The organism is Dactylosporangium sp. NPDC049742, assembly GCF_040674675.1.
Taxonomy (GTDB): Bacteria; Actinomycetota; Actinomycetes; order Mycobacteriales; family Micromonosporaceae; genus Dactylosporangium; species Dactylosporangium maewongense.
In genome coordinates this window covers 51,238-72,598 of sequence record NZ_JBFANF010000060.1, presented here as the reverse complement: position 1 = coordinate 72,598, position 21,361 = coordinate 51,238, and the positions used below count along the sequence as shown (strand labels likewise).

The 21,361-nt window shown below is 74.4% G+C and carries 18 protein-coding genes and 1 pseudogene; 14 read left to right on the top strand and 5 right to left on the bottom strand.

Annotation, left to right across the window (positions count from 1 at the left end; translation table 11 throughout):
- Positions 1-123: 123 nt before the first annotated feature.
- The 7 genes from hpnC to hpnH are packed head-to-tail and all read left to right on the top strand — an operon-like array spanning position 124 to position 8,733.
- Complete coding sequence (hpnC, locus tag AB0J72_RS45655; RefSeq protein ID WP_363411749.1) at positions 124-990, top strand: squalene synthase HpnC; 867 nt, start codon at positions 124-126, stop codon at positions 988-990.
- Positions 987-1,856 carry a presqualene diphosphate synthase HpnD gene (gene hpnD / locus AB0J72_RS45650; RefSeq protein ID WP_363411747.1) on the top strand — a complete coding sequence of 290 codons (870 nt, stop codon included), beginning with the start codon at positions 987-989 and terminating at the stop codon, positions 1,854-1,856. The genes hpnC and hpnD overlap by 4 nt, the downstream gene beginning before the upstream one ends.
- A complete protein-coding gene (gene hpnE, locus AB0J72_RS45645) occupies positions 1,853-3,250 on the top strand; it encodes a hydroxysqualene dehydroxylase HpnE (RefSeq protein ID WP_363411745.1) in 1,398 nt (465 codons plus the stop codon). Before hpnD ends, hpnE begins: the two co-directional genes overlap by 4 nt.
- Positions 3,247-4,260 carry a polyprenyl synthetase family protein gene (locus AB0J72_RS45640; RefSeq protein ID WP_363411743.1) on the top strand — a complete coding sequence of 338 codons (1,014 nt, stop codon included), beginning with the start codon at positions 3,247-3,249 and terminating at the stop codon, positions 4,258-4,260. Before hpnE ends, AB0J72_RS45640 begins: the two co-directional genes overlap by 4 nt.
- Positions 4,260-6,170 carry a squalene--hopene cyclase gene (gene shc, locus AB0J72_RS45635; RefSeq protein WP_363411741.1) on the top strand — a complete coding sequence of 637 codons (1,911 nt, stop codon included), beginning with the start codon at positions 4,260-4,262 and terminating at the stop codon, positions 6,168-6,170. The genes AB0J72_RS45640 and shc overlap by 1 nt, the downstream gene beginning before the upstream one ends.
- Positions 6,167-7,732, top strand: coding sequence for a 4-hydroxy-3-methylbut-2-enyl diphosphate reductase (gene ispH, locus AB0J72_RS45630; protein ID WP_363411739.1), 1,566 nt, complete (start codon positions 6,167-6,169; stop codon positions 7,730-7,732). The genes shc and ispH overlap by 4 nt, the downstream gene beginning before the upstream one ends.
- The gene (gene hpnH, locus AB0J72_RS45625; protein WP_363411737.1) at positions 7,729-8,733 is read left to right on the top strand and encodes an adenosyl-hopene transferase HpnH; all 1,005 of its coding nucleotides are present in this window, start codon (positions 7,729-7,731) and stop codon (positions 8,731-8,733) included. Before ispH ends, hpnH begins: the two co-directional genes overlap by 4 nt.
- A 7-nt stretch (positions 8,734-8,740) precedes the next feature.
- Here hpnH and AB0J72_RS45620 read toward each other — a convergent pair whose 3' ends face one another.
- The gene (locus AB0J72_RS45620; RefSeq protein WP_363411735.1) at positions 8,741-9,493 is read right to left on the bottom strand and encodes an SDR family oxidoreductase; all 753 of its coding nucleotides are present in this window, start codon (positions 9,491-9,493) and stop codon (positions 8,741-8,743) included.
- Positions 9,494-9,568: 75 nt separating this feature from the next.
- Between AB0J72_RS45620 and AB0J72_RS45615 the strand changes: the two genes are divergently transcribed.
- From AB0J72_RS45615 to AB0J72_RS45605, 3 genes and pseudogenes are all read left to right on the top strand, one after another.
- Positions 9,569-10,720, top strand: coding sequence for a glycosyltransferase (locus tag AB0J72_RS45615; protein ID WP_363411733.1), 1,152 nt, complete (start codon positions 9,569-9,571; stop codon positions 10,718-10,720).
- A gap of 18 nt (positions 10,721-10,738) precedes the next feature.
- Positions 10,739-11,647 (top strand): DMT family transporter, encoded by a 909-nt coding sequence (locus tag AB0J72_RS45610; RefSeq protein WP_363411731.1) that lies wholly within the window; start codon positions 10,739-10,741, stop codon positions 11,645-11,647.
- A gap of 26 nt (positions 11,648-11,673) precedes the next feature.
- Positions 11,674-13,486, top strand: a pseudogene (locus AB0J72_RS45605) (1-deoxy-D-xylulose-5-phosphate synthase).
- Here the strand turns inward: AB0J72_RS45605 and AB0J72_RS45600 are convergent.
- The 3 genes from AB0J72_RS45600 to AB0J72_RS45590 all read right to left on the bottom strand — a co-directional run bounded on the left by AB0J72_RS45600 (position 13,477) and on the right by AB0J72_RS45590 (position 15,914).
- Complete coding sequence (locus AB0J72_RS45600; RefSeq protein WP_363411729.1) at positions 13,477-14,379, bottom strand: DMT family transporter; 903 nt, start codon at positions 14,377-14,379, stop codon at positions 13,477-13,479. The pseudogene AB0J72_RS45605 and the gene AB0J72_RS45600 sit on opposite strands and share 10 nt — an antisense overlap.
- A 305-nt stretch (positions 14,380-14,684) precedes the next feature.
- Entirely contained in the window at positions 14,685-15,167 is a 483-nt protein-coding gene (locus AB0J72_RS45595; protein WP_363411727.1) for an SPW repeat protein, read from the bottom strand.
- A 147-nt stretch (positions 15,168-15,314) separates the two neighbouring features.
- Positions 15,315-15,914, bottom strand: a complete 600-nt coding sequence (locus tag AB0J72_RS45590; RefSeq protein ID WP_363411725.1) for a substrate-binding domain-containing protein — start codon at positions 15,912-15,914, stop codon at positions 15,315-15,317.
- 1 nt (position 15,915) lies between these two features.
- Between AB0J72_RS45590 and AB0J72_RS45585 the strand changes: the two genes are divergently transcribed.
- A complete protein-coding gene (locus AB0J72_RS45585) occupies positions 15,916-17,211 on the top strand; it encodes a hypothetical protein (RefSeq protein ID WP_363411723.1) in 1,296 nt (431 codons plus the stop codon).
- 57 nt (positions 17,212-17,268) lie between these two features.
- Here the strand turns inward: AB0J72_RS45585 and AB0J72_RS45580 are convergent, their stop codons facing one another.
- Positions 17,269-17,856 (bottom strand): TetR/AcrR family transcriptional regulator, encoded by a 588-nt coding sequence (locus AB0J72_RS45580; RefSeq protein WP_363411721.1) that lies wholly within the window; start codon positions 17,854-17,856, stop codon positions 17,269-17,271.
- 62 nt (positions 17,857-17,918) lie between these two features.
- Here AB0J72_RS45580 and AB0J72_RS45575 point away from each other — a divergent pair, with 62 nt between their 5' ends.
- The 3 genes from AB0J72_RS45575 to AB0J72_RS45565 all read left to right on the top strand — a co-directional run bounded on the left by AB0J72_RS45575 (position 17,919) and on the right by AB0J72_RS45565 (position 21,343).
- Positions 17,919-18,275 carry a hypothetical protein gene (locus tag AB0J72_RS45575; protein ID WP_363411719.1) on the top strand — a complete coding sequence of 119 codons (357 nt, stop codon included), beginning with the start codon at positions 17,919-17,921 and terminating at the stop codon, positions 18,273-18,275.
- A gap of 176 nt (positions 18,276-18,451) precedes the next feature.
- Positions 18,452-20,365: a multicopper oxidase family protein gene (locus tag AB0J72_RS45570; RefSeq protein ID WP_363411717.1), complete on the top strand. Its 1,914-nt coding sequence runs from the start codon at positions 18,452-18,454 to the stop codon at positions 20,363-20,365.
- A gap of 174 nt (positions 20,366-20,539) precedes the next feature.
- The gene (locus AB0J72_RS45565; protein ID WP_363411715.1) at positions 20,540-21,343 is read left to right on the top strand and encodes a ricin-type beta-trefoil lectin domain protein; all 804 of its coding nucleotides are present in this window, start codon (positions 20,540-20,542) and stop codon (positions 21,341-21,343) included.
- The last annotated feature ends 18 nt before the right edge of the window (positions 21,344-21,361 follow it).

The following is a 21,361-nucleotide window of genomic DNA, read 5'->3' as shown; positions in this document are numbered from 1 at the left end:
CCGTCGCGCCGGGCGGCGGTGCCGGTTACGGGCGCGGGATTGCGGGTAGCGCGCCGCCATGTGCGGCACGGATCTCTTCGCGGCGTCACGAGCCACCTCCTGCGCCCGGGGCGGGCGCCTGACATGAGCAGCGCGACGAGAGCGCCGGCGGCACCCGTACCGCTGGAGGCGCGGGCCCGGGCGGAGAACTTCCCGGTGGCGCTGCGGATCCTGCCCAGGGCCACCCGCGGGCACCTGTTCGCGCTGTACCGCTACGCCCGGTTCGTCGACGACCTGGGTGACGAGCCGGTCGTGGGGGTGACCGCGGCCGACCGGACGGCGATGCTCGACGTGTTCGAGGCGGAGGTCCGCCGGCTGTACGACGGGCGGCCGGTGCAGCACCCGGTGCTGTGCGCGCTCGCCCCCACGGTGGACGCGTGCCGGCTGCCCGCCGGGCCGCTGCTGCGGCTGATCGAGGCGAACCGCGTCGATCAGGTCATCACCCGCTACGCCACCGTCGAGGAGCTCGTACGGTACTGCTCGCTGTCCGCCGACCCCGTCGGCGAGCTGGTCCTGCACGTGTTCGACCAGGCGGGCCCGGCACAGGTACAGCTGTCGGGCCGCATCTGCACCGCGCTGCAGCTCGTCGAGCACCTGCAGGACATCGCGGAGGACCACCGGCGCGGCCGCGTCTACCTGCCCGCGGCGGACCTCGACCGGTTCGGCGTGCCCGAGACCGACCTGGCCGCGGCCACGGCGAGCGGCGCGCTGCGGGCGGCCGTCCGGTTCGAGGCCGATCGCGCGAAGGCGTGGCTGGACGCCGGCGCACCGCTGCTCGCGACCCTGCACGGCTGGGCCCGGGTGGCGGTCGGCGGCTATCTCGCCGGCGGGTACGCGACGCTACGGGCGCTGGAGCGCCGCGGATATGACCCGCTGCCCGGACCGCCAAGGCCGCGACGGCGCGACATCGCGGCGTCCTGGCTGGCCGCGATGGCCAGGAGCATCGGGTGAGCGCGGCCGCGACGGTCGACGAGGCGTACCGCCGGTGTGAGGAGATCACCGGCCGGGAGGCCCGCAACTTCTCCTACGGCATCCGCCTGCTGCCGAGGCACAAGCGGCGCGCGCTGTCCGCGGTGTACGCCACCGCCCGCCGTATCGACGACATCGGCGACGGCGACCTGCCCGCGGACGAGAAGCTGACCCGGCTCGACCGGGTCCGCGAGTCGCTGCACCGCCTGCCGGAGGCGGACGCAGACGACCCGGTGCTGCTGGCCCTGCACGACGCCACGCGGCGGCTGCCCGTCCCGCTGGACGCCTTCGACGAGCTGATCGACGGCTGCGCGGCCGACGTCCGCGGCACGACGTACGCCACCTTCGACGACCTCGTGTGGTACTGCCGGTGCGTGGCCGGCTCCGTCGGCCGCCTGTCGCTGGGCGTGTTCGACCCGGGCGCACCCGGACGGGCCGCCGGGCCGGCCGACGCGCTGGGCATCGCGCTGCAGCTGACCAACATCCTGCGCGACCTGCGGGAGGACCGCCACAACGGCCGGGTGTACCTGCCCAAGGACGACCTCGACCGGTTCGGCTGCAACCTGGAGCCCGACGGTGACGGCTTCGCCGACCCGCCCGACCGGTTCAGCGCCCTCGTGCGCTTCGAGGCCGAGCGGGCCGAACGGTGGTACGAGACCGGCCTGCGGCTGCTGCCGATGCTGGACGCGCGCAGCGCCGCCTGCACCGCCGCCATGGCCGGCATCTACCACCGGCTGCTGGACCGCATCGTGAGCGACCCGATGGCCGTCACCCGGACCCGGCTGTCGCTGCCGTCCCGGGCGAAGGCCACGGTCGCCGTCCGCGCGCTCGTCAGGCGGACGGCATGACGCCGGGCCCGCCGGCGGCGGACGCGGGCCGCGAGGTGTGTGTCGTCGGCGGCGGGCTCGCCGGCATCACCGCCGCCGTCCGCCTCGCCGACGCCGGGCACCGGGTGACGCTGGTGGAGCGGCGCGGCGAGCTCGGCGGGGCGACGTACTCGTTCGACCACGGCGGTCTCGCCGTGGACACCGGGCAGCACGTGTTCCTGCGCTGCTACGAGCGGTACCGGGACCTCCTGGACCGCCTCGGCAGCACCGGCCTGACGCGGCTGCAGCCGCGGTTCTCCGTCCCGGTCCTGGCGCCCGGGCGGGCGCCGCACGTGCTGGCCCGCGCCCGCGGCCTGCCCGCCCCGGCCCACCTGCTCCCGCCCCTGGCCGGGTACACCCTCCTGAACGTCCGGGAGCGGTGGCACGCGATCGCGGCGGCCAACGCGTTGCGCGCCGTGGATCCCGACGACCCAGGCAACGACCGGATCAGCTTCGGCGGCTGGCTCGCGGACCACGGCCAGGGTTCCCGCGCGGTACGCCGGCTGTGGGACCTGATCACCGTCGCGGCGCTCAACACCCCCGCGGAGCAGGCGTCGCTGGCCCTCGCCGCGCGGGTGTTCCGGACCGGGCTGCTGGAGCGGGCCGACGCCGGTGACATCGGGCGCCCGATCGCACCGCTGTCCAGCCTGCACGGCCGTCCCGCGCTGCGGCTGCTGGCCCGGCTCGGTGTGCGGGTGGACACCGGGCGGCGGGTGGAGCGGGTCGAGCCGGACACCACCGGGTTCCGGGTCGCGATCGGCGGCGCCGGCGGTCGCGCGGGCCGGGACGAGCTCGCCGCCGACGCGGTCGTCCTGGCCGTGCCGCATACGGCGGCCGCGCGGCTGGTGCCGGCCGCGGCCTGCGACGACCGGGCCGGCTGGCAGCGGCTGGGCAGCACCCCGATCGTGAACGTCCACCTGCGCTACGACTCGGTCGTCACCGGGCTGCCCTTCGCCGCGGCGGTGGAGTCCCCGGTCCAGTGGGTGTTCGACCGTACGCCGCCGTCGATGCCCGACGGTCAGTACCTCGTGGTCTCGATCTCCGCCGCGGACGACACCATCACGGTGCCCGCCGGGCGGCTGGCCGCCACCTACACCGCCGCCGTCGCCGGACTCTTCCCGGCGGCGCGGTCGGCGCGGGTGCTGGAAACGTTCGTCACCCGCGAGCCGCACGCCACGTTCCGGCAGGCTCCCGGCACCCGCGCGCTGCGCCCCGGCGCGGCGACCCGCCTGCCCGGCCTCGTCCTGGCCGGCGCGTGGACCGACACGGGGTGGCCGGACACGATGGAGGGCGCGGTCCGCAGCGGTCACCGCGCCGCCGACGTCGTGCTCGCCCACCTCATGTCTTCGAACCGAAATCTGGAGGGCACCCGTTGACCATCGCATCCGTTGCCTGCCTCGATCAGGTACCCGCCCTGGTCGAGCCCCGGATCAGGGACCTCCTCGGTCGCCTCGATCCCCGCAACCAGCGGGTCGGCGCCTACCAGCTGGGCTACTGCGACGCCGGCGGGGCACCCACCGCCGCCGGCGGCAAGGGCATCCGCCCGGCGCTGGCCCTGCTGTCGGCCCGCGCCGCGGGTCACCCACCCGAGCGGGGCGCGGCCGCGGCCGCCGCCGTCGAGCTCGCCCACAACTTCTCGCTGCTGCACGACGACGTCATGGACCAGGACACGATGCGCCGCCACCGCCCCACCGCCTGGGCGGTCTTCGGCACCGCCGCGGCGATCCTCGCCGGCGACGCCCTGATGGTCCTCGCGCACGACGCGCTCGCCGGCGACGGCGGGCCGGGCGGCGCGCAGGCGGCCCGGCGGCTGGACGCGGACGTGCAGCGGCTGATCGCCGGGCAGGCCGCCGACCTGGAGTTCGAGCGCCGCGACGACGTCAGCCTCGACGAGGCCCTCGCGATGTCCGCCGACAAGACCGCGGCGCTGATGTCGTGCGCCTGCACGCTGGGGGCGCTGCTGTGCGGCGCGCCCGAGGCGCTCACCCAGGGCCTGTCCCGCTTCGGCACGCACCTCGGGATGAGCTTCCAGCTCGTCGACGACCAGCTCGGCATCTGGGGCGAGCCCGCGCGCACCGGCAAACCGGTGGGGTCCGATCTGCGGGCGCGCAAGAAGTCGGTGCCGATCGTGCACGCGCTCACCTCCGGTACCGCCGCCGGCGACGACTTCCGGTCGCTGTTCGCGTCCGCGGAAGAGCTGCGGGAGGCCGACCTCACGACCGCCGGCCGGCTCCTGGAGGACTCCGGGTCCCGGGACTGGGTCCAGGATGAGGCCGACCGGCACCTGGCCCGCGCGCTGGACCAGCTCGCCGCGCTCGACCTGCCCGCGGACGTGCACGCCGACCTGGTGGACCTCGCCCGCCTGGTGACGGGGCGGGACCACTGATGACCCAGGTGCTGACGCAGGTTCCCGCCGGCGACGAGCTCCACGACCGGGCCCGGGCCGGGCTGGACCGGGCGGCGGCGCACCTGCTCGGCCTGCAGGACGCGGCCGGCTGGTGGAAGGGCGAGCTGGAGACCAACGTGACGATGGAGGCCGAGGACCTGCTGCTGCGCCGGTTCCTCGGCATCTGCGACGAGCAGCTGACCGCGCAGACGGCCCGCTGGATCCGCTCCCGGCAGCTCGACGACGGCGCCTGGGCGACGTTCCACGGCGGGCCGGGCGACCTGTCCACCACCATCGAGGCGTACGCGGCGCTGCGGCTGGCCGGCGACCCGCCCGGCGCGCCGCACATGGCGGCGGCGTCCGCGTTCGTCCGGGCCCACGGCGGCGTCGAACGCAGCCGCGTGTTCACCCGCATCTGGCTGGCGCTGTTCGGCGAGTGGCCCTGGCACCAGGTGCCCGCCATCCCGCCGGAGCTCGTCCTGCTGCCCGCGTGGATGCCCTTCAACGTGTACGACTTCGCGTGCTGGGCCAGGCAGACCATCGTGCCGCTGGCGGTCGTGCGGGCCACCCGGCCCGTCCGGTCGCTGGGCTTCTCGCTGCCCGAGCTGCGCACCGGGCTGCGGCCGCCGCCACCGCCGCCGCTGTCCAGCCGGGCCGGCTGGCTGCACCGCCTCGACCTGGCCGTGCGCGGCTACGAGCGGGTCGCCGCCCGCTCGGTGCGCCGCCACGCGCTGCGCCGCGCCGCCGAATGGATCGTGGCCCGGCAGGAGGCGGACGGTTCCTGGGGCGGCATCCAGCCGCCGTGGGTGTACTCGCTCATCGCCCTGCACCTGCTCGGGTATCCGCTCACGCATCCGGTGCTGCGGGCCGGGATCGAGGGACTGGAGCGCTTCACCGTCCGGGAGCAGACGCCCGGCGGGACCATCCGCCGGCTGGAGGCGTGCCAGTCACCGGTGTGGGACACCGCGCTCGCGGTCACGGCGCTCGCCGACGCGGGGCTCCCGGACGACCACCCCGCGCTCGCCCGCGCCGGGAGCTGGCTGGTCGGGGAGGAGATCACCACCCGTGGCGACTGGGCCGTGCGCCGCGCGGGCGTCCCGCCGAGCGGGTGGGCGTTCGAGTTCGACAACGACGGATACCCCGACACCGACGACACGGCCGAGGTGATCCTGGCGCTGCGACGCACCCCGCTGCGGGACCACGCCGTGCTGGACCGGGCCACCCGCTGGCTGGCCGGCATGCAGTCACGCGACGGCGGGTGGGGCGCCTTCGACGCCGACAACGACCGCGCGCTCGTCGCCGACCTGCCGTTCTGCGACTTCGGCGAGGTCATCGACCCGCCCAGCGCCGACGTCACCGCCCACATCGTGGAGGCGCTGTGCGCCCAGGGCCTGGCCGGCTCGGCCGTCACCCGCGGCGGCGTGCGATGGCTGGTGCGGGCCCAGGAGCCCGACGGCTCCTGGTTCGGCCGGTGGGGCGCCAACCACGTGTACGGCGTCGGCTGCGTCGTCCCCGCCCTGGTCGCCGCCGGCATCCGGCCGCAGCACCCGGCGATCGTGCGCGCCATGGACTGGCTGCTGCTGCACCAGAACGGTGACGGCGGGTGGGGCGAGGACATGCGCTCCTACGACACCGAGGTCATGCGCGGGCGCGGGGCGTCGACCGCGTCGCAGACCGCCTGGGCCCTGCTGGCGCTGCACGCCATCGGTCAGCACCGTGAGCCCGCCGCGCGCCGGGCGGTCGCGTGGCTGCTGCGCACCCAACGCCCCGACGGCACCTGGGACGAGCCGCAGTACACCGGCACCGGCTTCCCGGGCGACTTCTACATCAACTACCACCTGTACCGGCTCGTGTTCCCGATCAGCGCCCTCGGCCGCGTGCTGCGGGACGCCCCGCAGGAGGACCGATGAGCGCACCGGCACGGCAGCGGGCGGACGGTGACTGGGTGCTCTGCGCACCGATGCGCATGGAGGCGGCGCAGCTACGCCGCGCCCTGCCCGGCTCGGCCGGCACCGTCCTGCACACCGGTGTCGGGCGCCGCCGGTCCGAGCGGGCCACCCGCTCGGCCGCCATGACCGGCGCCGGGGCGCTCGCCGTGGCCGGTGTCGGCGGCGGGCTGGACCCGGCGCTGAAGCCCGGCGACGTCGTCGTGGCCACCGAGGTCCGCACCGCCCCGTGGGTCACCGGTCCGCCGGCGACGACCGTGCTCCCCGCGGCCGGTCTGCTCGCGGGCGCGCTGCGCCGGCAAGGGCTCACCGTCCGGACCGGCCCGGTGGTCAGCACGGAGTGGCCGGCCGGGGGGACGGCGCGGGACCGGCTCGCCGCCACCGGCGCGCTGGCGGTGGACCTGGAGTCGACCTGGCTGCTCGCCGGGCCCACCGACCGGCCCACGGACTGGCCGGCGGACCGGCCCGCGGCCTGCGTGCGGGTCGTCGCCGACACCGGTGCGCTGGTCCGGCCGGGCACCCTGGGGCAGCTGCGCACGGCGCTGGCGGCCCTGCCGACCGTGGCCGCCGGGCTGGACGAGTGGGCAGCCGCCACCACGCTCCGCCGGGTCGTGCTCGCCGCGCCCCGATCGTTCTGCGCCGGGGTCGAGCGCGCCATCCTCGTCGTGGAGCGCGCCCTCGAGCTGCACGGGCCGCCGGTGTACGTCCGCAAGCAGATCGTGCACAACACGCACGTGGTCGCCGACCTCGCCGCGCGGGGCGCCGTCTTCGTCGACGACGTCGACGACGTCCCGGAGGGGGCGGTGACCGTGTTCTCCGCGCACGGCATCTCGCCCGCGGTCCGGTCGGCCGCCGCCGACCGGCGGCTGGACGCCATCGACGCCACCTGCCCGCTCGTCACGAAGGTGCACAGCGAGGCCCGCCGGTTCGCCGACCACGGCGACACCGTCCTGCTCATCGGGCACGCCGGGCACGAGGAGACCGACGGCGTGCTCGGCGAGGCACCCGACCGGATCCGCCTAGTCCAGGACGTCCGGGACGCCGAGCAGGTGCGGGTCGACGACCCGCGGCGGGTGTCGTACCTGGTGCAGACGACCCTCGCCGTCGACGACGTCGCCGACGTCGTCGCGGTGCTGCGGGACCGGTTCCCGGACCTGGCCGCCCCGCCGTCCGACGACATCTGCTACGCCACGACCAACCGGCAGCGCGCGGTGTCCGAGGTCGCGGCCGCCTGCGGGGCGATGCTCATCATCGGCTCCGGCAACTCGTCCAACTCCCGCCGCCTGGTCGAGGTCGCCGAACGCGCCGGGACGCCCGCACACCTGGTGGACGGCGCGGGCGGCATCGACCTGCGGTGGCTCGCCGGGGTCCACACCGTCGGCGTGTCCGCCGGCGCCTCGGCACCACCCGTCCTCGTCGACGAGGTCGTCGGCGCGCTGTCCGGGCTCGGCGCGCAGGCCGCCCACGAGCACACCGCGATCAGCGAGGACGTCGAGTTCATGTTGCCCAAGGAGGTACGGCGATGAGCATTCCACTGCGGCAGCGGCTGCGGATCGGCCGGTACCTGGTCGCGCAGAAGCTGCGGCGCCGCGAGAAGTTTCCCCTGCTGGTCGAGCTGGAGCCGCTGTTCGCCTGCAACCTCAAGTGCGCCGGCTGCGGCAAGATCGAGCACCCGGCCGACGTCCTCAAGCGGCGTATGTCCGTCGAGCAGGCGCTCGCCGCGATCGACGAGTGCGGCGCGCCGATGGTGTCCATCGCCGGCGGCGAGCCGCTGATGCACCCGCAGATCGACACCATCGCCGCCGAGCTCGTCAAGCGCAAGAAGTACGTGTTCCTGTGCACCAACGCGGTCCTGCTGCCGAAGAAGATCGACAAGTTCCGGCCGTCGCGGTACTTCGCGTTCACCGTCCACATCGACGGCCTCCGGGACCGTCATGACGCCTCGGTGTGCAAGGACGGCGTGTTCGACGAGGCCGTCGCCGCCGTACGGGAGGCGCAGCGGCGCGGGTTCCGGGTCACGACCAACACGACGTTCTTCAACACCGACACCCCGCAGACCGTCGTCGACGTGCTCGACCATCTCAACGACGAGCTGCGGGTCGACGAGATGATGATCTCCCCGGCGTACGCCTACGAGAAGGCCCCGGACCAGGAGCACTTCCTCGGCGTGGAGCAGACGCGCGAGCTGTTCCGCAAGGCGTTCGCCAACGGCCGGCGGCAGCGGTGGCGCCTCAGCCACTCGCCGCTGTTCCTCGACTTCCTCGAGGGCCGGGTCGACTTCCCGTGTACCGCCTGGGCGGTGCCGTCGTATTCGCTGTTCGGCTGGCAGCGGCCCTGCTATCTGATGGCCGACGGATACGCCGCCACCTACCGGGAGCTGGTGGAGACCACCGAGTGGGAGCGTTACGGCCGGGGCCGCGACGCGCGCTGCGCCAACTGCATGGCCCACTGCGGCTACGAGCCGACGGCCGTGCTGGCGACGATGTCGTCGCTCAAGCAGTCGCTGCGGGCGTTGCGCAGCGGGTAGGCCCGCGTCAGCCGAACCGGGCGGCCAGCCGCCGGTACAGGCCGGGGGCCGCCCCGCGGACCGCGACCGGCAGCCGCAACCAGCCGGGCGCGTAACGTTCGGCGCTGCCGGTCGCGATCGCCCGGACCAGCAGGTCCGCGACCCGGTCCACGGGCAGCGGCCGGGGGCTGCTGCGCTCGTACGGCCGGCCGCGGCGCCGGAAGAACTCGGTCTGGACGACACCCGGCACGAGCACGCCGACCCCGACGCCCGAGCCTCGCGTCTCCAGCCGCAGGCTCTCGGCGAAGGTGTCGAGGCCGGCCTTGGTCGCCGCGTAGACCGCCTCGCCGGCCACGCCCGTCCGGCCGGCGATCGACGTCACGAACATCACGCACCCGTCCCGGCGGGCGCACATCGCCGGCAGCAACGCCCGGGTGAGCCGCACCGGCGCGACCAGGTTGACCGTGACCAGCCGGTCGATGTCCGGCGGCGTCATCTCGCCGAACGGCCCGGCCCAGCCCACGCCGGCGTTGTTGACGAGGATGTCCACCCCGCCGGCGAGCCGCTGCGCCTCCGCGGCCAGCCGGTCCGCCTCCTGCGGCTCGGCGAGGTCGCCCTGCACCGGCAGCCCGCCGGTGCGCCGGGCCAGCGCCGACAACCGCCGCCGGTCGCGGCCGTGCAGGACGAGCCGCGCGCCCGCGTCGGCGAGCCGGAGCGCCGCCGCCCAGCCGAGGCCCGAGGAGGCGCCGGTGACGAGCGCGACCCGGCCCGCGATCCGCATCGGATCTCCCTTTCCGCGAGCTTCCGGCGACGCCCGGCGGTTAGAACCGCACGGTTTCGCGGTAGATCGCCTGTCGTGTCAACCACCGAGTCTGGTCCGGCCCACGCAGACCCGCACCGCCGCATCGTGGTGATCTCGGCCAGCGTCGGCGCCGGGCACGACGGCACCACCCGCGAGCTGGCGGCCCGGCTGCGCGATCACGGCTTCCAGGTCGACTGCCTGGACCTCACGGACGTGTTCCCGTGGCGGCTCGGGCGGCTGCTGCGCGGCACGTACCACGGCCTGCTGTTGCGGCTGCCGTGGATCTACGACGGCCTGTTCGCGATCGCCTGCCGGTTCCGGGGGGCCGGGCCGGTCATCCGCGCCCTGCTGCGCCCGGTGCGCTCCCGGATGCTGCGGGCGCTGCCCGCCGACGCCACCGCGGTCGTGTCGACCTTCCCGATCGCCAGCCAGCTGCTCGGCCCGCTGCGCCGCGACGGGCGGCTCACCGTGCCGGTGATCACCTACCTGACCGACTTCGCCGCGCATCCGATCTGGTTCTCCCCCGGCGTCGACGCCCACCTCGTGGCGCACGAGACCGGCCGGCTCCAGGGGCTCGCCCACGGAGCCGGCGACGTCCGGGTGGCCGGCCGGGTGGTGTCCCCGCGGTGCCGCCCGGCGTCCGCCGCGGCGAAGCAGCGGGCCCGGGAGCGGTTCGGCCTGCCGCCGGACGGCCGGCTCGCGCTGCTCGTCGCCGGCGCCTGGGGGGTCGGCGAGGTCGCGCCGGCGGCCGCCGAGATCGCGGCCACGGGCGCGGCGATCCCGGTCACGGTCTGCGGGCACAACACGGCGCTGCGGCGCCGGATGACGCGGGCCGGCGCCGGGCACGTCCTCGGCTGGGTGGACGACATGCCGGAGCTGCTGCGCGCCGCCGACGTGCTCGTGGAGAACGGCGGCGGGCTCACCGCGCTGGAGGCCATGGCCAGCGGGCTGCCCGTGCTCACGTACCGGCCGCTGCCCGGCCACGGCAAGGCGAGCGCGGCCACCATGGCCGAGGCCGGGGTGACCACGCTCGTGCGCGGCCCGGACGAGCTCGGGCGGGCGCTGGCCGAGGCCGCCTGTGGCGAGCCGGGCCGGCGGTCCCGCGACGCCGGGATGGCGCTGTTCGCCACGGATCCGGCGATCGGCATCGCCGGCATCGCCGCACGCGGACGGCCGACGCTCGCGGGTGCCGATGCCCGCTCATGACACCCGCGGGCGGGCGTCATGAGCGCTGTCGCGGTTGTCGCGGCGCTGGGTTCGGCGGCGGCCTTCGCCGTCGGTGCCGCGCTCGAGCAGAGCGAGGCCAAGAAGGAGGAGCGGGCGCCGCCGCTCGATCCCCGGCTGCTCCTGCGGCTGGTGCAGCGGCCCAGGTGGCTGCTGGCCTGGGTGCCGGAGGGCATCGGCACCGTGCTGCAGGCCGTGGCGCTCACCTTCGGGCCGCTCATCCTCGTCGAGCCGCTGCTGATCACCGGCCTGTTCCTGGCCATCCCGCTGTCCGCGGCCCTCAACCGGCGACCCGTCCACACCCGCGACTACGCCGTGGTGGCGCTCGGCGGCGCCAGCCTGGCCGCGTTCCTCATCGCCGCCGATCCCCGCCCCGGCATCACCGAGCCGTCGGTGCGGGACTGGCTCGGGGTCGCGCTGTGGGCCGGGCCGATGCTCGGGGTGTGCCTGGCCGGCACGTTGTTCGCCCACAACGGGCTGCGGGCCGTGCTGCTCGGCGTCGCCAGCGGCCTGCTCTACGGCATCGCCGCGTCGTTGCTCAAGGCGTTGACCGAGCAGCTGTCCGTGGATCCGATCGCCGTCCTCACCCGCGGGCAGACCTACGCGCTCATCGTCGTCGGGCTCGCCGCGGTGATCCTCAACCAGAACGCCTTCCAGAGTTCGCGGATCGCCGTGCCGCTCATGGCGATCACCATCGTCGACCCCGCCGTCGGCGTCGCGATCGGGGTCACCGCGTTCCACGAGCAGATCGCCACCGACGGGCCGCGGCTCGCGATCCAGGTGGTCGCCGGGCTCGCCATGATCGCCGGCATCTGGCTGGCCAGCACCACCCGGTCGGACATCCACCAGCAACAGGTCGCGAACGGGCACGCCGGCCCGGCGCCGGAGCGCGGACCGGAGCAGAGCTGACGCTCACACAGAAAGGACGATGCCCTGTGATCGACTCCGGAGACTCGCCGCATCACTCCCGGCCCGGGTCGCTGCTCGATCTGATCACCGGCCCCGAGGACCTCCGCGCGCTCGGCCACGAGGAGCTCGTCCGGCTGGCGGCGGAGATCCGCGCCTTCCTGGTGCGCTCCGTGTGCCGCACCGGCGGTCACCTGGGCCCGAACCTCGGCGCGGTGGAGCTGACGATCGCGGTCCACCGGGCGTTCCGGTCACCGCACGACCGGATCATCTTCGACACCGGCCACCAGGCCTACACCCACAAGATCCTCACCGGGCGCCGGGACCAGTTCGACGCCCTGCGCAGCGCCGGCGGGCCGTCCGGCTACCCCAACCGGGCGGAGTCGCCGCACGACGTCGTCGAGAACTCGCACGCCTCCACCGCCCTGGCCTACGCCGAAGGCCTGTCCCGCGCGTACGCGCTCGACGGCGCCGACCGGGCGGTCGTCGCGGTCGTCGGTGACGGCGCGCTCACCGGTGGGCTGGCGTGGGAGGCGCTCAACAACCTGTCGGCGTCGCCCGGCCGGGTCGTGATCCTGCTCAACGACAACGGCCGCTCCTACGCGCCCACCGCCGGCGGCGTCGCCGCACACCTCGAGCGGCTCCGGAGCGGCGAAGGTGGTGGCGGTGGTGACCTGTTCGGCGCGCTCGGCCTGGCCTACCTCGGTCCCGTCGACGGCCGCGCTCGACGCGGCCCTCGCGCAGGCCCGGGCCTGCGGGCGGACGGTCGTGGTGCACTGCGTGACCCGCAAGGGCCTGGGGTTTCCGCCCGCCGAGACCGACGAGGCCGACCAGCTGCACACCGTGCCGGTGAGCGACCCGGCGACCGGACGCCCGTCCAGGCCGCCCGCGCGCACCTGGACGGACGTCTTCTCCGACGAGCTGCTGGAGCTCTTCACCGAGCGCGCGGACCTGGTCGCGGTGTCGGCGGCCATGACCGGCCCGACCGGGCTGGCCGCGCTCGGCCGGGTGTTCCCGGACCGGGTGGTCGACGTGGGGATCGCCGAGCAGCACGCGGTCACCGCCGCCGCCGGGCTCGCGCTCGGCGGCAAGCACCCGGTCGTGGCGATCTACGCGACGTTCCTCGGCCGCGCGTTCGACCAGGTGCTCCTCGACGTGGCGCTGCACCGCCTGCCGGTCACGTTCGTCCTCGACCGCGCCGGCATCACCGGCCCGGACGGCCCCAGCCACCACGGCATGTGGGACCTCGCCATGCTCGGCGTCGTCCCCGGCCTGCGGATCGCCGCGCCGCGCGACGCGACCACGCTGCGCCGGGCGCTGCGCGAGGCGGTGTCGGACCCCGGCCCGACCGTCGTGCGGTTCCCGAAGGCCGAGGTGACCGCCGACGTGGCGCCGGTGACGCGGGTCGAGGGCCTGGACCTGCTCCGCGCGCCCCGCCGGGCGGCCACGCTCCTGGTGCCGGTCGGCGGGCTGGCCACCGCCGCGACGGCGGCGGCCGACCTGGTGGCTGCGACGGGTGAGGAGTGCACCGTGGTCGACCCGCGCTGGGTGCGCCCGGTCAACCCGGCGCTGGCCGACCTGGCTCGCGCGCACCGCCTGGTGGTCACCGTCGAGGACGGCGTCCGTGCGGGCGGGGTGGGCGCGGCGCTCGCGCAGTACCTGTCCCGGCGCGGTGTGACCACGCCGGTGCGCGCACTCGGGCTGCCGACCAGGTTCGTGCCGCACGGCGGCCGCGACGAGCTGCTCGGCCGCTACGGACTCGACCCGGCAGGGATCGCCGCCGCGGTCCTCGACGGCCTGGCGGACCCGGAACCGCTCCGCAGGCACCCCGCTCAGCGGTGATGCCCGATCCCGACCCGCAGATGGGGCGCGTGGAACCGGTGCTGGTGGTGCGCCTCGACCAGCCGCGAGGCGGCCACCGCGTAGACGCCGGCGACCATCACCGCGAGCGCGACGACCTGCGCGACGATCAGCAGCGGCCCGACCTGCAACGCGCCGCCGAGCACACTGACACCGATGGCGATCCCGGCGAGCGGCTCCGCGGCGGTCACCGCCGGATAGGACACCGACAGCGGCGCCAGCTTGTACGCGCTCTGGGCCAGCAGGATGCCGACGGCGGCGACCGCCACGATCGCGTACGGCGTCCAGGACGTCAGCACCGCAGGCAGCCCGGCGTCGAACAGCCGGTGTGCGGCGGTGCTGGTCAGCGCCGCCTGGAGCCCGAACAGCATGCCGGCGCCGACGCCGAGCACCGACGCCTCGTGCTGTGGCCGCATCCGCCGGGCCACGTGGACCAGCCCCCAGGTGACCGATCCGATCGCCCCGGCGGCGAGCCCCCACTGCCACAGCGGGGCGTCCGCCCGTTGACCCGGCTCCGGCTGGCCGGCCACCAGGAAGGCGGCCAGGCCGAGGACGACGGCGAGCGCGCCGATCCACTCGCGGGGGCCGAGCCGGTACCGGCTCCAGATCGCCGCGACCGGCAGGGCGAACAGCAGCGACGTGACCGTCAGCGGCTCCACCAGCGTGACGGTGCCGAGGCCCAGCGACGCCCCGGTCATGATGTTGCCGGCCACGGCGATCCCGAGACCGGCCAGCCAGAGCCGCTGCCGGAGCAGGTACGCCAGCAGCCGCCAGTGCAGTGCGCTGCCGGCCGGTGCGCGCACCGCCGCGCGCTGCTGGATGGCGTTGCCGACGCCGCTCAGCGCCGCGGCGCACACCGCCAGGACGTAGATCATCGCCGCGAGCTATCCGACGGCGCGGTGCCGGGCATCCGGTGCCGCTGTCATACCCGTCGTTCCTCCTCGCGTCGTCGAAGCAGGACGCCATGCGCGTCACGCGGGCCGGGGTTGCGTCACGCGGGCCGCGGGATCGCGTCGCGCGGGCCCGGGATCGCGTCAGTCAGGCCCGGGGATGTGGAGGTGGCGCCCGAACCGCAACGAGCGCCACCGACTGTCACCACGCCTCACGCTACTCGCGGCACGGACCGGGCCGTCGCCACCGCTGGGTGATTGGCGGCCCGGGTTCCGCGCTCATCCGGTGCTCACCGCGGGCGCTCCGACCCCGTCGGATTGCCGCCCGTCCGGGTCCCGGTCCCGGTCCGGCCCGTCGTGAACAGGATCCCCACCGCGGCGAGGCCGAGCAGCAGCGTCAGCCCGCCGGTCACCGCGTTGGTCCAGATGATGCCGGCGCTCCACTGCCTGGTCACGAACGGCGCGATGATGACCCAGACACCGATCGCCGCCATCGCCCAGCTCAGCCGGTACATCCGCGCCGGCGCCCAGGTCAGGCCGAGCGCGATCACACTCACCATGACCCCCAGGATCAGGTTGTTGATCGTCACGCTGGGCGCGGACATGTTGAAGTGCACGATCCACGGGGAGATCGCCAGCCACGCGCCCGCCAGCAGCACGAGGCCGTCGACGACGATCGCCTGGCCGCTGGCGGTGATTCGCTCATAGCGCTCACGCATCTCGGCGACGTCCGGATGTTCCGAGATCGTCCGGTAGCTCGATACCTCGGACATGACGCACCTCCAAAAGCTCATCTGCGTCGTCCTTACGAATTCAGCTACCCCACCGGCCACGGGAATGCACGTCGGGGCGCCCCTCAGCAGGGCGGTAAACCGGGTGATTCTGGCGCCGCACCCGTGGAGGCGGGGCGCGCCGTGGCTTCAGGAGGACGCCGGCGGAAGTTCGCCGGACCCGCGGACGATGAGCTCGACGCCGATCGTGACCGTCTGCACCGGCCGGGTGTGGTCGGTCATGCGCTGGTGCAGCAGATCGATGGCGGTGCGGCCGATGGTGTCGCTGTCCTGGGCGATGACGGTGATCGCGGGCTGGAGCAGGTCGGCGAGCGCGAAGTCGTCGAAGCCGACGATCGCCAGGTGCGCGGCGGCGGGGCCGAGGTGGCGCAGGACCTCGAGGGTGGTGGACGCGTTGCCGGTGATGAGCGCGGTGGCCCGGGCCGGGCCGTGCAGGGCCGCGTCGAGGGCGGCCGCGATCCGGGCGGGCTCCGCGACGCCGGGGTGGACGAGGCCGGTGACCGGTTCACCGCTGGCGGCCATGCACGCCCGGAACGCGGCGGCCCGCTCGTGGCCGGTGAAGATGCGCTCCTCGTCACCGATGTAGGCGATACGGCGGTGGCCGTGACCGCGCAGGTGCCGGAAGGCCGTGCCGATGCCGGCGGCGTTGTCGGAGACGACCGCGTCGACCATGATGCCGCCGGCCGGCCGGTCGAAGGCGACGATGGGAGTGCCCGCGTCTGGCTCCACTGTGGATGGTCTGTACACGCAGCACACCGACTGGTGGAAGGCGTACTGGCTGCAGTCGTACGTCGACCTGAACGACGACGTGCTGGAGAAGTTCTACTACGGACACCAGTACCTGCTCGGATCGTCCATCCGGGCCGGCAAGACCGCTCCCGGGCTGTACGGCATCTGGGCCACGAGCGACAGTCTCCGGTTCAACGGCGACATGCACCTCAACTACAACTTCCAGGCCAGCTTCTACGGCGTCTACTCCAGCAACCGGCCCGAGCTGGCGCTGCCGTACGTCGACGCCATCCAGAGCTTCGTCCCCGAAGCACGCCGCAGGGCCCAGCAGGACCTCAGCCGGGTCAAGGCCGACTACGTGGCCGCCCGCTTCCCCAGCGGCGGCATGCCGAGCGGACTGTTGTTCCCCGTCGGCATTCCACCGTTCGGGATCGCCGCGGACGACTCCTACCACCAGCAGGTGGTGAACTCGCTGTTCGCGGCCACGCAGTACATCGCCTACTACGACTACACCCTGCTCAACGCGGTCATCAACGCGAGCACGACGCTGAACGTCGACTCCGGGCCGCGGGCCACCTGGCAGAACATCCTGAGCAGGCTCGCGCCCATCCCCACGACCGTCTACAACGGCCAGACGGTCTACGCGCTCGGGGACGCCGGCACCTTCTCCGGCAGCGACACGCGCCCCTTCCATCCGGGGGACAACACGGTCAATCTGGAGTTCATCCACCCGGGCGAGGTCCTCGGGGTCAACTCGTCGGCCGCGGACCGGCAGATGGCCATCAACACCATCAACGCCATGAACTCCTGGGGTCAGGAGAACAGCTTCCCCAAGGTGTTCACCCAGGCGGCGCGGGTCGGCTACCCGGGCCAGGCGCTGATCGACCAACTCAAGAACCAGATCAACCAGTGGACGGTCGCGAACCTGCGGATCTACGACCAGTCCCACGGGCTCGAGAAGGCCGGCGCCGTCGAAGCGGTCAACAACCTGCTGCTGCAGAGCAGCAACGGCATCATCCGCCTCTTCCCCGTGTGGCCCGCCGGCAAGGACGCCGGCTTCGTCAATCTCCGCGAGAAGAACGCCGTGCTGGTGTCCAGCCGCCTCCAGGGCGGCCGGGTCCAGTACGTCGACTTCACCACGCAGGTGGACGGCCAGGTGCGATTCCAGAACCCGTGGCCCGGCCAGTCGATCACCGTCACCCGCGTCGGTGGCGGTGCCGTCAGCTCCAGCGAGAGCGGCGGAGTCGTCACCTTCACCGGAGCGGCCGGAGCGACCTTCACCGTCAACGCACCCTGAGCAGACCGCACAGCCCGCGCCGGCGGCGGCGTTCACCTGCCGCCGGCGCGGTCCTCTTCACCCCGCCATGGTTGCCGCCAGCAGCTTGAGTTGACCCGTGACCGCCTCCAACGGCACCAATGACCGCTCCGCCCGGCACAGCACGACCGCGCCTTCACACGCGGCGAGCATCATCATGCTCAGGTCGGCGGCCTGCTGAGCGTTCAGGCCCGACGCCAGCAGCACCTCGGCGAGCGCCTGCCGCCACGACCGGAACACCGCCCCGGCGCGTTCGACCAGCTCGGGATCGTCCGAGCTCACCGTCACCGCCACCGCGGAGCAGCCGGCACCGAAGTCGGACAGCTCGAGGACGGCCCGCCACGCGCCGGCGAACCCATCGATGATCTCCACCGCGGTACGGCCATGCATGCCGCGCGCCAGCGCGACGGCGCGCGCCTCCGCCACGTCGATCGCCGCCGCGATCAGCTGCTGCTTGCCCCCGGGAAAGTGATGGTAGATCGATCCGCGCGGCGCCTGTGACGCCTTCAGCACCGCGCCGAATGACGCCGCCTCGAACCCGTGCTGGGCCAGCAGCAGGATCGCGCTTTCGATCATTCGCTCGGGAGCCCCGGCCGGCCGGCGCTCGCCCCGCTCCTCCTCAGACATCCCAGCCCATCCAGCCCCCGCCGTTGTCATGTCAATCAGCGGTCCAGGACGCCGCAGCCATCGTGATGGCGGTCGAGCAGGTCCCGAACATCCCGATGTTCCGCAAGAACACCGCCGGGTTCGTGCACGAGCTGCCGGCCACGGCGTTCTCGAACGTCGACGGCGACACCGACCACGTGCGGGTCCAGGTGCTCACCAATGCCGGCGGCCTGGACCGCGACAAGCAGGTCGCCGTCGTCGCCCAGCTCACGGACCTCGTCGTCAAGGCGTCCGGCGACGCCGGCCTCCGGGATCGCACCTGGGTCCTGCTGACCGAGGCCACCGATGGTGGCTGGGGGCTGTCGGGGCAGGCGAACACGAACGCCGACCTCGTCGCCGCCGCCCGGGACCAGATCGCCGAGCTCCAGGCCGGACAGTAGGTCCACCGCTTCCCCGGCCCACAGGCCGTTCCCGCGAGGTCTGACCTGCCGCGTGACGCCGCCGTGCGCCACGCGGCAGGCCGCCCACGCCGGAAGGCCGCTCCTCAGGGTCGCGGGGTATGGTCCGCGGGACGCGGCATGGGCTGGGCAAATTCGTGCCGGGTGGAGGGGGTCCGATGTTCCTGTGGGTGCACTACGCCGACATGGTGATCGCGTTGGTGCAGTTGCCGGTCGCGGTGGTGGCGTGGTGGGCCGCGACGGGGAGGCCCTCTCGGACGTCGGCGGTGGCGTTCGCGATGCTGCTCGGCGCGGCCGTGCTGCGGCTCGCGGCAGGGCTGGTGCTGCTGCGCTGGGGGTGGGAGTTCGCCGGGCTGCGGCTGGTGTGGGTGGCACCGGCGCTGCTGGCGGCGGCGACGGCGCACCTCGTGTGGCTGCGCCCGACCGGGCGGCCGGGTCGAGCGGGCGCGGTGGCCGGCGCCGCGGGCATCGTGTCGGTGGCGGCGATGGCGCAGCTGGCCGGGGTGGGCGCCGCGGCGGTCACGGGCGTGGCGATCGTCGCGGCTTCGGCGATGACCTATGCGTACCGGAGGCTGCCGCGCCGTCCGGTGCCGGCGGGGGCCGGGCGGTGGCGGGCAGCGGTGCGGGCGGCCGTCGGTGTCGTGGCGGTGACCGCGGCGACGTTGGGCCTGTCCATGGCCAGCGCGCTGCCGGCGCGCAGCAGCATGAGCGGCGGCGCCATGGACGACGGCGGCGGCGCCGTGGCGGGGCACCAGCACTCCGGCGGGATCAGCGTGACCGAGCTGACCGGCGCCGATGGTGGCGATGCGGCGGTCCGCCGGTTCACGCTGACGGCGCAGGCGGCCACGGTACGGCTGGACTCCGGCGCACAGGTGGCGGCGTGGACGTTCAACGGCGTCGCGCCGGGGCCGCAGCTGGTGGTGCGGCAGGGCGACCTGGTGGAGGTGACGCTGGTCAACCGGCTGCCCGGGGTCGGGGTGACCGTGCACTGGCACGGCGTCGACGTGCCGAACGCCATGGACGGGGTGGCCGGGGTGACGCAGGACGCGGTGGCGCCCGGGGCCACCTTCGTCTACCGCTTCCGGGCATCGCGGGCCAGCACGTACTGGTACCACTCCCATGAGATGGCTTCCGTGCAGGTCCGGCGCGGCCTGTTCGGCGCCCTGGTCGTGCTGCCCCGGGACGCGCCGGCGCAACAGGACGCCGTCGACGAGACGGTGCTGCGGCACACCTGGGGCGACGAGGACGGGGTGGCGACGCTCGGCCTGGCCGCCGGCGCGCAACGGCGGTCGGTGCCGGCCGGCCGGCCGGTGCGGCTGCGGCTGGTCAACTCCGACGGCAAGCCCGCCACGTTCACAGTGACCGGCGCACCGGTGCGCGTCGTGGCGATCGACGGCACCGACGTGCACGAGCCGGGTGTGCTGCCCGGGGTCCGGATCCTCGTCGGCGGCGGCGCCCGCTACGACGTGGAGTTCACGATGCCGGATGCCCCGGTGACGCTGCGCGCGGACGGGCCGGGCATCGTCTACAGCCCGCGCGGCGACGCTGGCCCGGGCCGTGCGGCGGCGGAGCCGGCGCTGCTGGACCCGGCCCGCTACGGCACCCCGACCGCGACCCCGTTCGCGGCGGGCAGCCACTTCGACCGGCGGTTCGTCCTGCGCATCGACGAGCGGATCGGCTTCTACGACGGCCGCCCGGCGGTGCGGTACACCCTGAACGACGCCTCGTTCCCGGACGTGCCGATGCTCATGGTCACCGACGGTGACCTGGTCGAGGTGGCCTACGTCAACCGCAGCGGCCAGCACCATCCGATGCATCTGCACGGCCACCACATGCTGGTGCTGTCCCGCGACGGCCGGGCCACCACCGGCAGCCCGTGGTGGGTGGACACCCTGGACATCGCCCCGGGCGAGACGTTCCGGGTGGCGTTCCGCGCCGACAACCCCGGCCTGTGGATGGACCACTGCCACGACCTCGAGCACGCCGCGAACGGCATGATCCTCCACCTCGGCTACACCGGGGTCACCAGCCCGTTCCTGACCGGCCCCGGCACCGCGAACCATCCGGAATGAGCCGGGCGGCGCCGCGTCATCCGCGCAGGGTCTGGCTGGGCAGTTCGCCGTAGGCGGCGTGGTAGTGCTGGCTGAAGCGGCTGCCGGTGAAGCCCCACCGGGCGGCGATCGCGGTCACGGGTCGGCTACCTGGGCAACAGCGACGGGCACAACGGCACGCTGACGGTCACCGGCGTGTCCGCGCCGCGGACCGGGCACGCCCAGGCGCAGATCCGCTACACCAACGGCGCCGCGGTCACCCGCATGCTCACCATGACCGTGAACGGCACCGACGCGACCGTCGTGGCGTTCCCGCCCACCGGCGGCTGGGACGTGACCAACACCGTGCCGGTCACCGTCATGCTGCGCGAAGGCGCCGGCAACCAGCTGTCGTTCGCCAACGCCACCGGCGGCGGCGCGGACATCGACGCGGTCGCCGTCGGTGCGCCGATCACGCTCAACGCGGCCGCGCTCACCGGCGGCCCGGTGACCGGCCCTGGCGGCCTGTGCGTCGACGTCGCCGGCGCCAACCGGGCCAACGGCACCGCGGTGCAGCTGTACACGTGCAACGGCAACGGCGCACAGCAATGGACCCTGCAGTCCAACGGCGCGGTCGAGGCGCTCGGCAAGTGCCTCGACGTCCCGGCCGGACAGACCGGCAACGGCACGCGGGTCTGGCTGTGGGACTGCAACGGCCTGCCATGGCAGCAGTGGACGGTCCGCGGCGACGGCGAGCTCCAGACCTCGGCCGGGTCCGGGCGGTGCCTGGAGACCCCCGGCACCGCCACCGCGCCCGGCACCGCCGTGCAGGTGTGGGACTGCGTCGGCTCGCCGTGGACCAACCAGAAGTGGTGGGCACGCGGCGACGGCTCGATCGTCAACCTCAGGTCGAACCTCTGCCTGGACACCCAGAACGGCGCCACCGCCAACGGCACCCGGCTGGTCGTCAACCCGTGCGACGGCCGGCCCTCCCAGCGGTGGCGCCCGCCGGCCCGCTGAACGCACGGCGACACCGCC

Coding starts and splice junctions, on each gene's coding strand:
- hpnC (WP_363411749.1), top strand. CDS start 124: ATGAGCAGCGCGACGAGAGCGCCGGCGGCACCCGTACCGCTGGAGGCG.
- hpnE (WP_363411745.1), top strand. CDS start 1,853: ATGACGCCGGGCCCGCCGGCGGCGGACGCGGGCCGCGAGGTGTGTGTC.
- AB0J72_RS45595 (WP_363411727.1), bottom strand. CDS start 15,167: ATGTCCGAGGTATCGAGCTACCGGACGATCTCGGAACATCCGGACGTC.
- ispH (WP_363411739.1), top strand. CDS start 6,167: ATGAGCGCACCGGCACGGCAGCGGGCGGACGGTGACTGGGTGCTCTGC.
- shc (WP_363411741.1), top strand. CDS start 4,260: ATGACCCAGGTGCTGACGCAGGTTCCCGCCGGCGACGAGCTCCACGAC.
- AB0J72_RS45600 (WP_363411729.1), bottom strand. CDS start 14,379: ATGATCTACGTCCTGGCGGTGTGCGCCGCGGCGCTGAGCGGCGTCGGC.
- AB0J72_RS45570 (WP_363411717.1), top strand. CDS start 18,452: ATGTTCCTGTGGGTGCACTACGCCGACATGGTGATCGCGTTGGTGCAG.
- AB0J72_RS45580 (WP_363411721.1), bottom strand. CDS start 17,856: ATGTCTGAGGAGGAGCGGGGCGAGCGCCGGCCGGCCGGGGCTCCCGAG.
- hpnH (WP_363411737.1), top strand. CDS start 7,729: ATGAGCATTCCACTGCGGCAGCGGCTGCGGATCGGCCGGTACCTGGTC.
- AB0J72_RS45610 (WP_363411731.1), top strand. CDS start 10,739: ATGAGCGCTGTCGCGGTTGTCGCGGCGCTGGGTTCGGCGGCGGCCTTC.
- AB0J72_RS45620 (WP_363411735.1), bottom strand. CDS start 9,493: ATGCGGATCGCGGGCCGGGTCGCGCTCGTCACCGGCGCCTCCTCGGGC.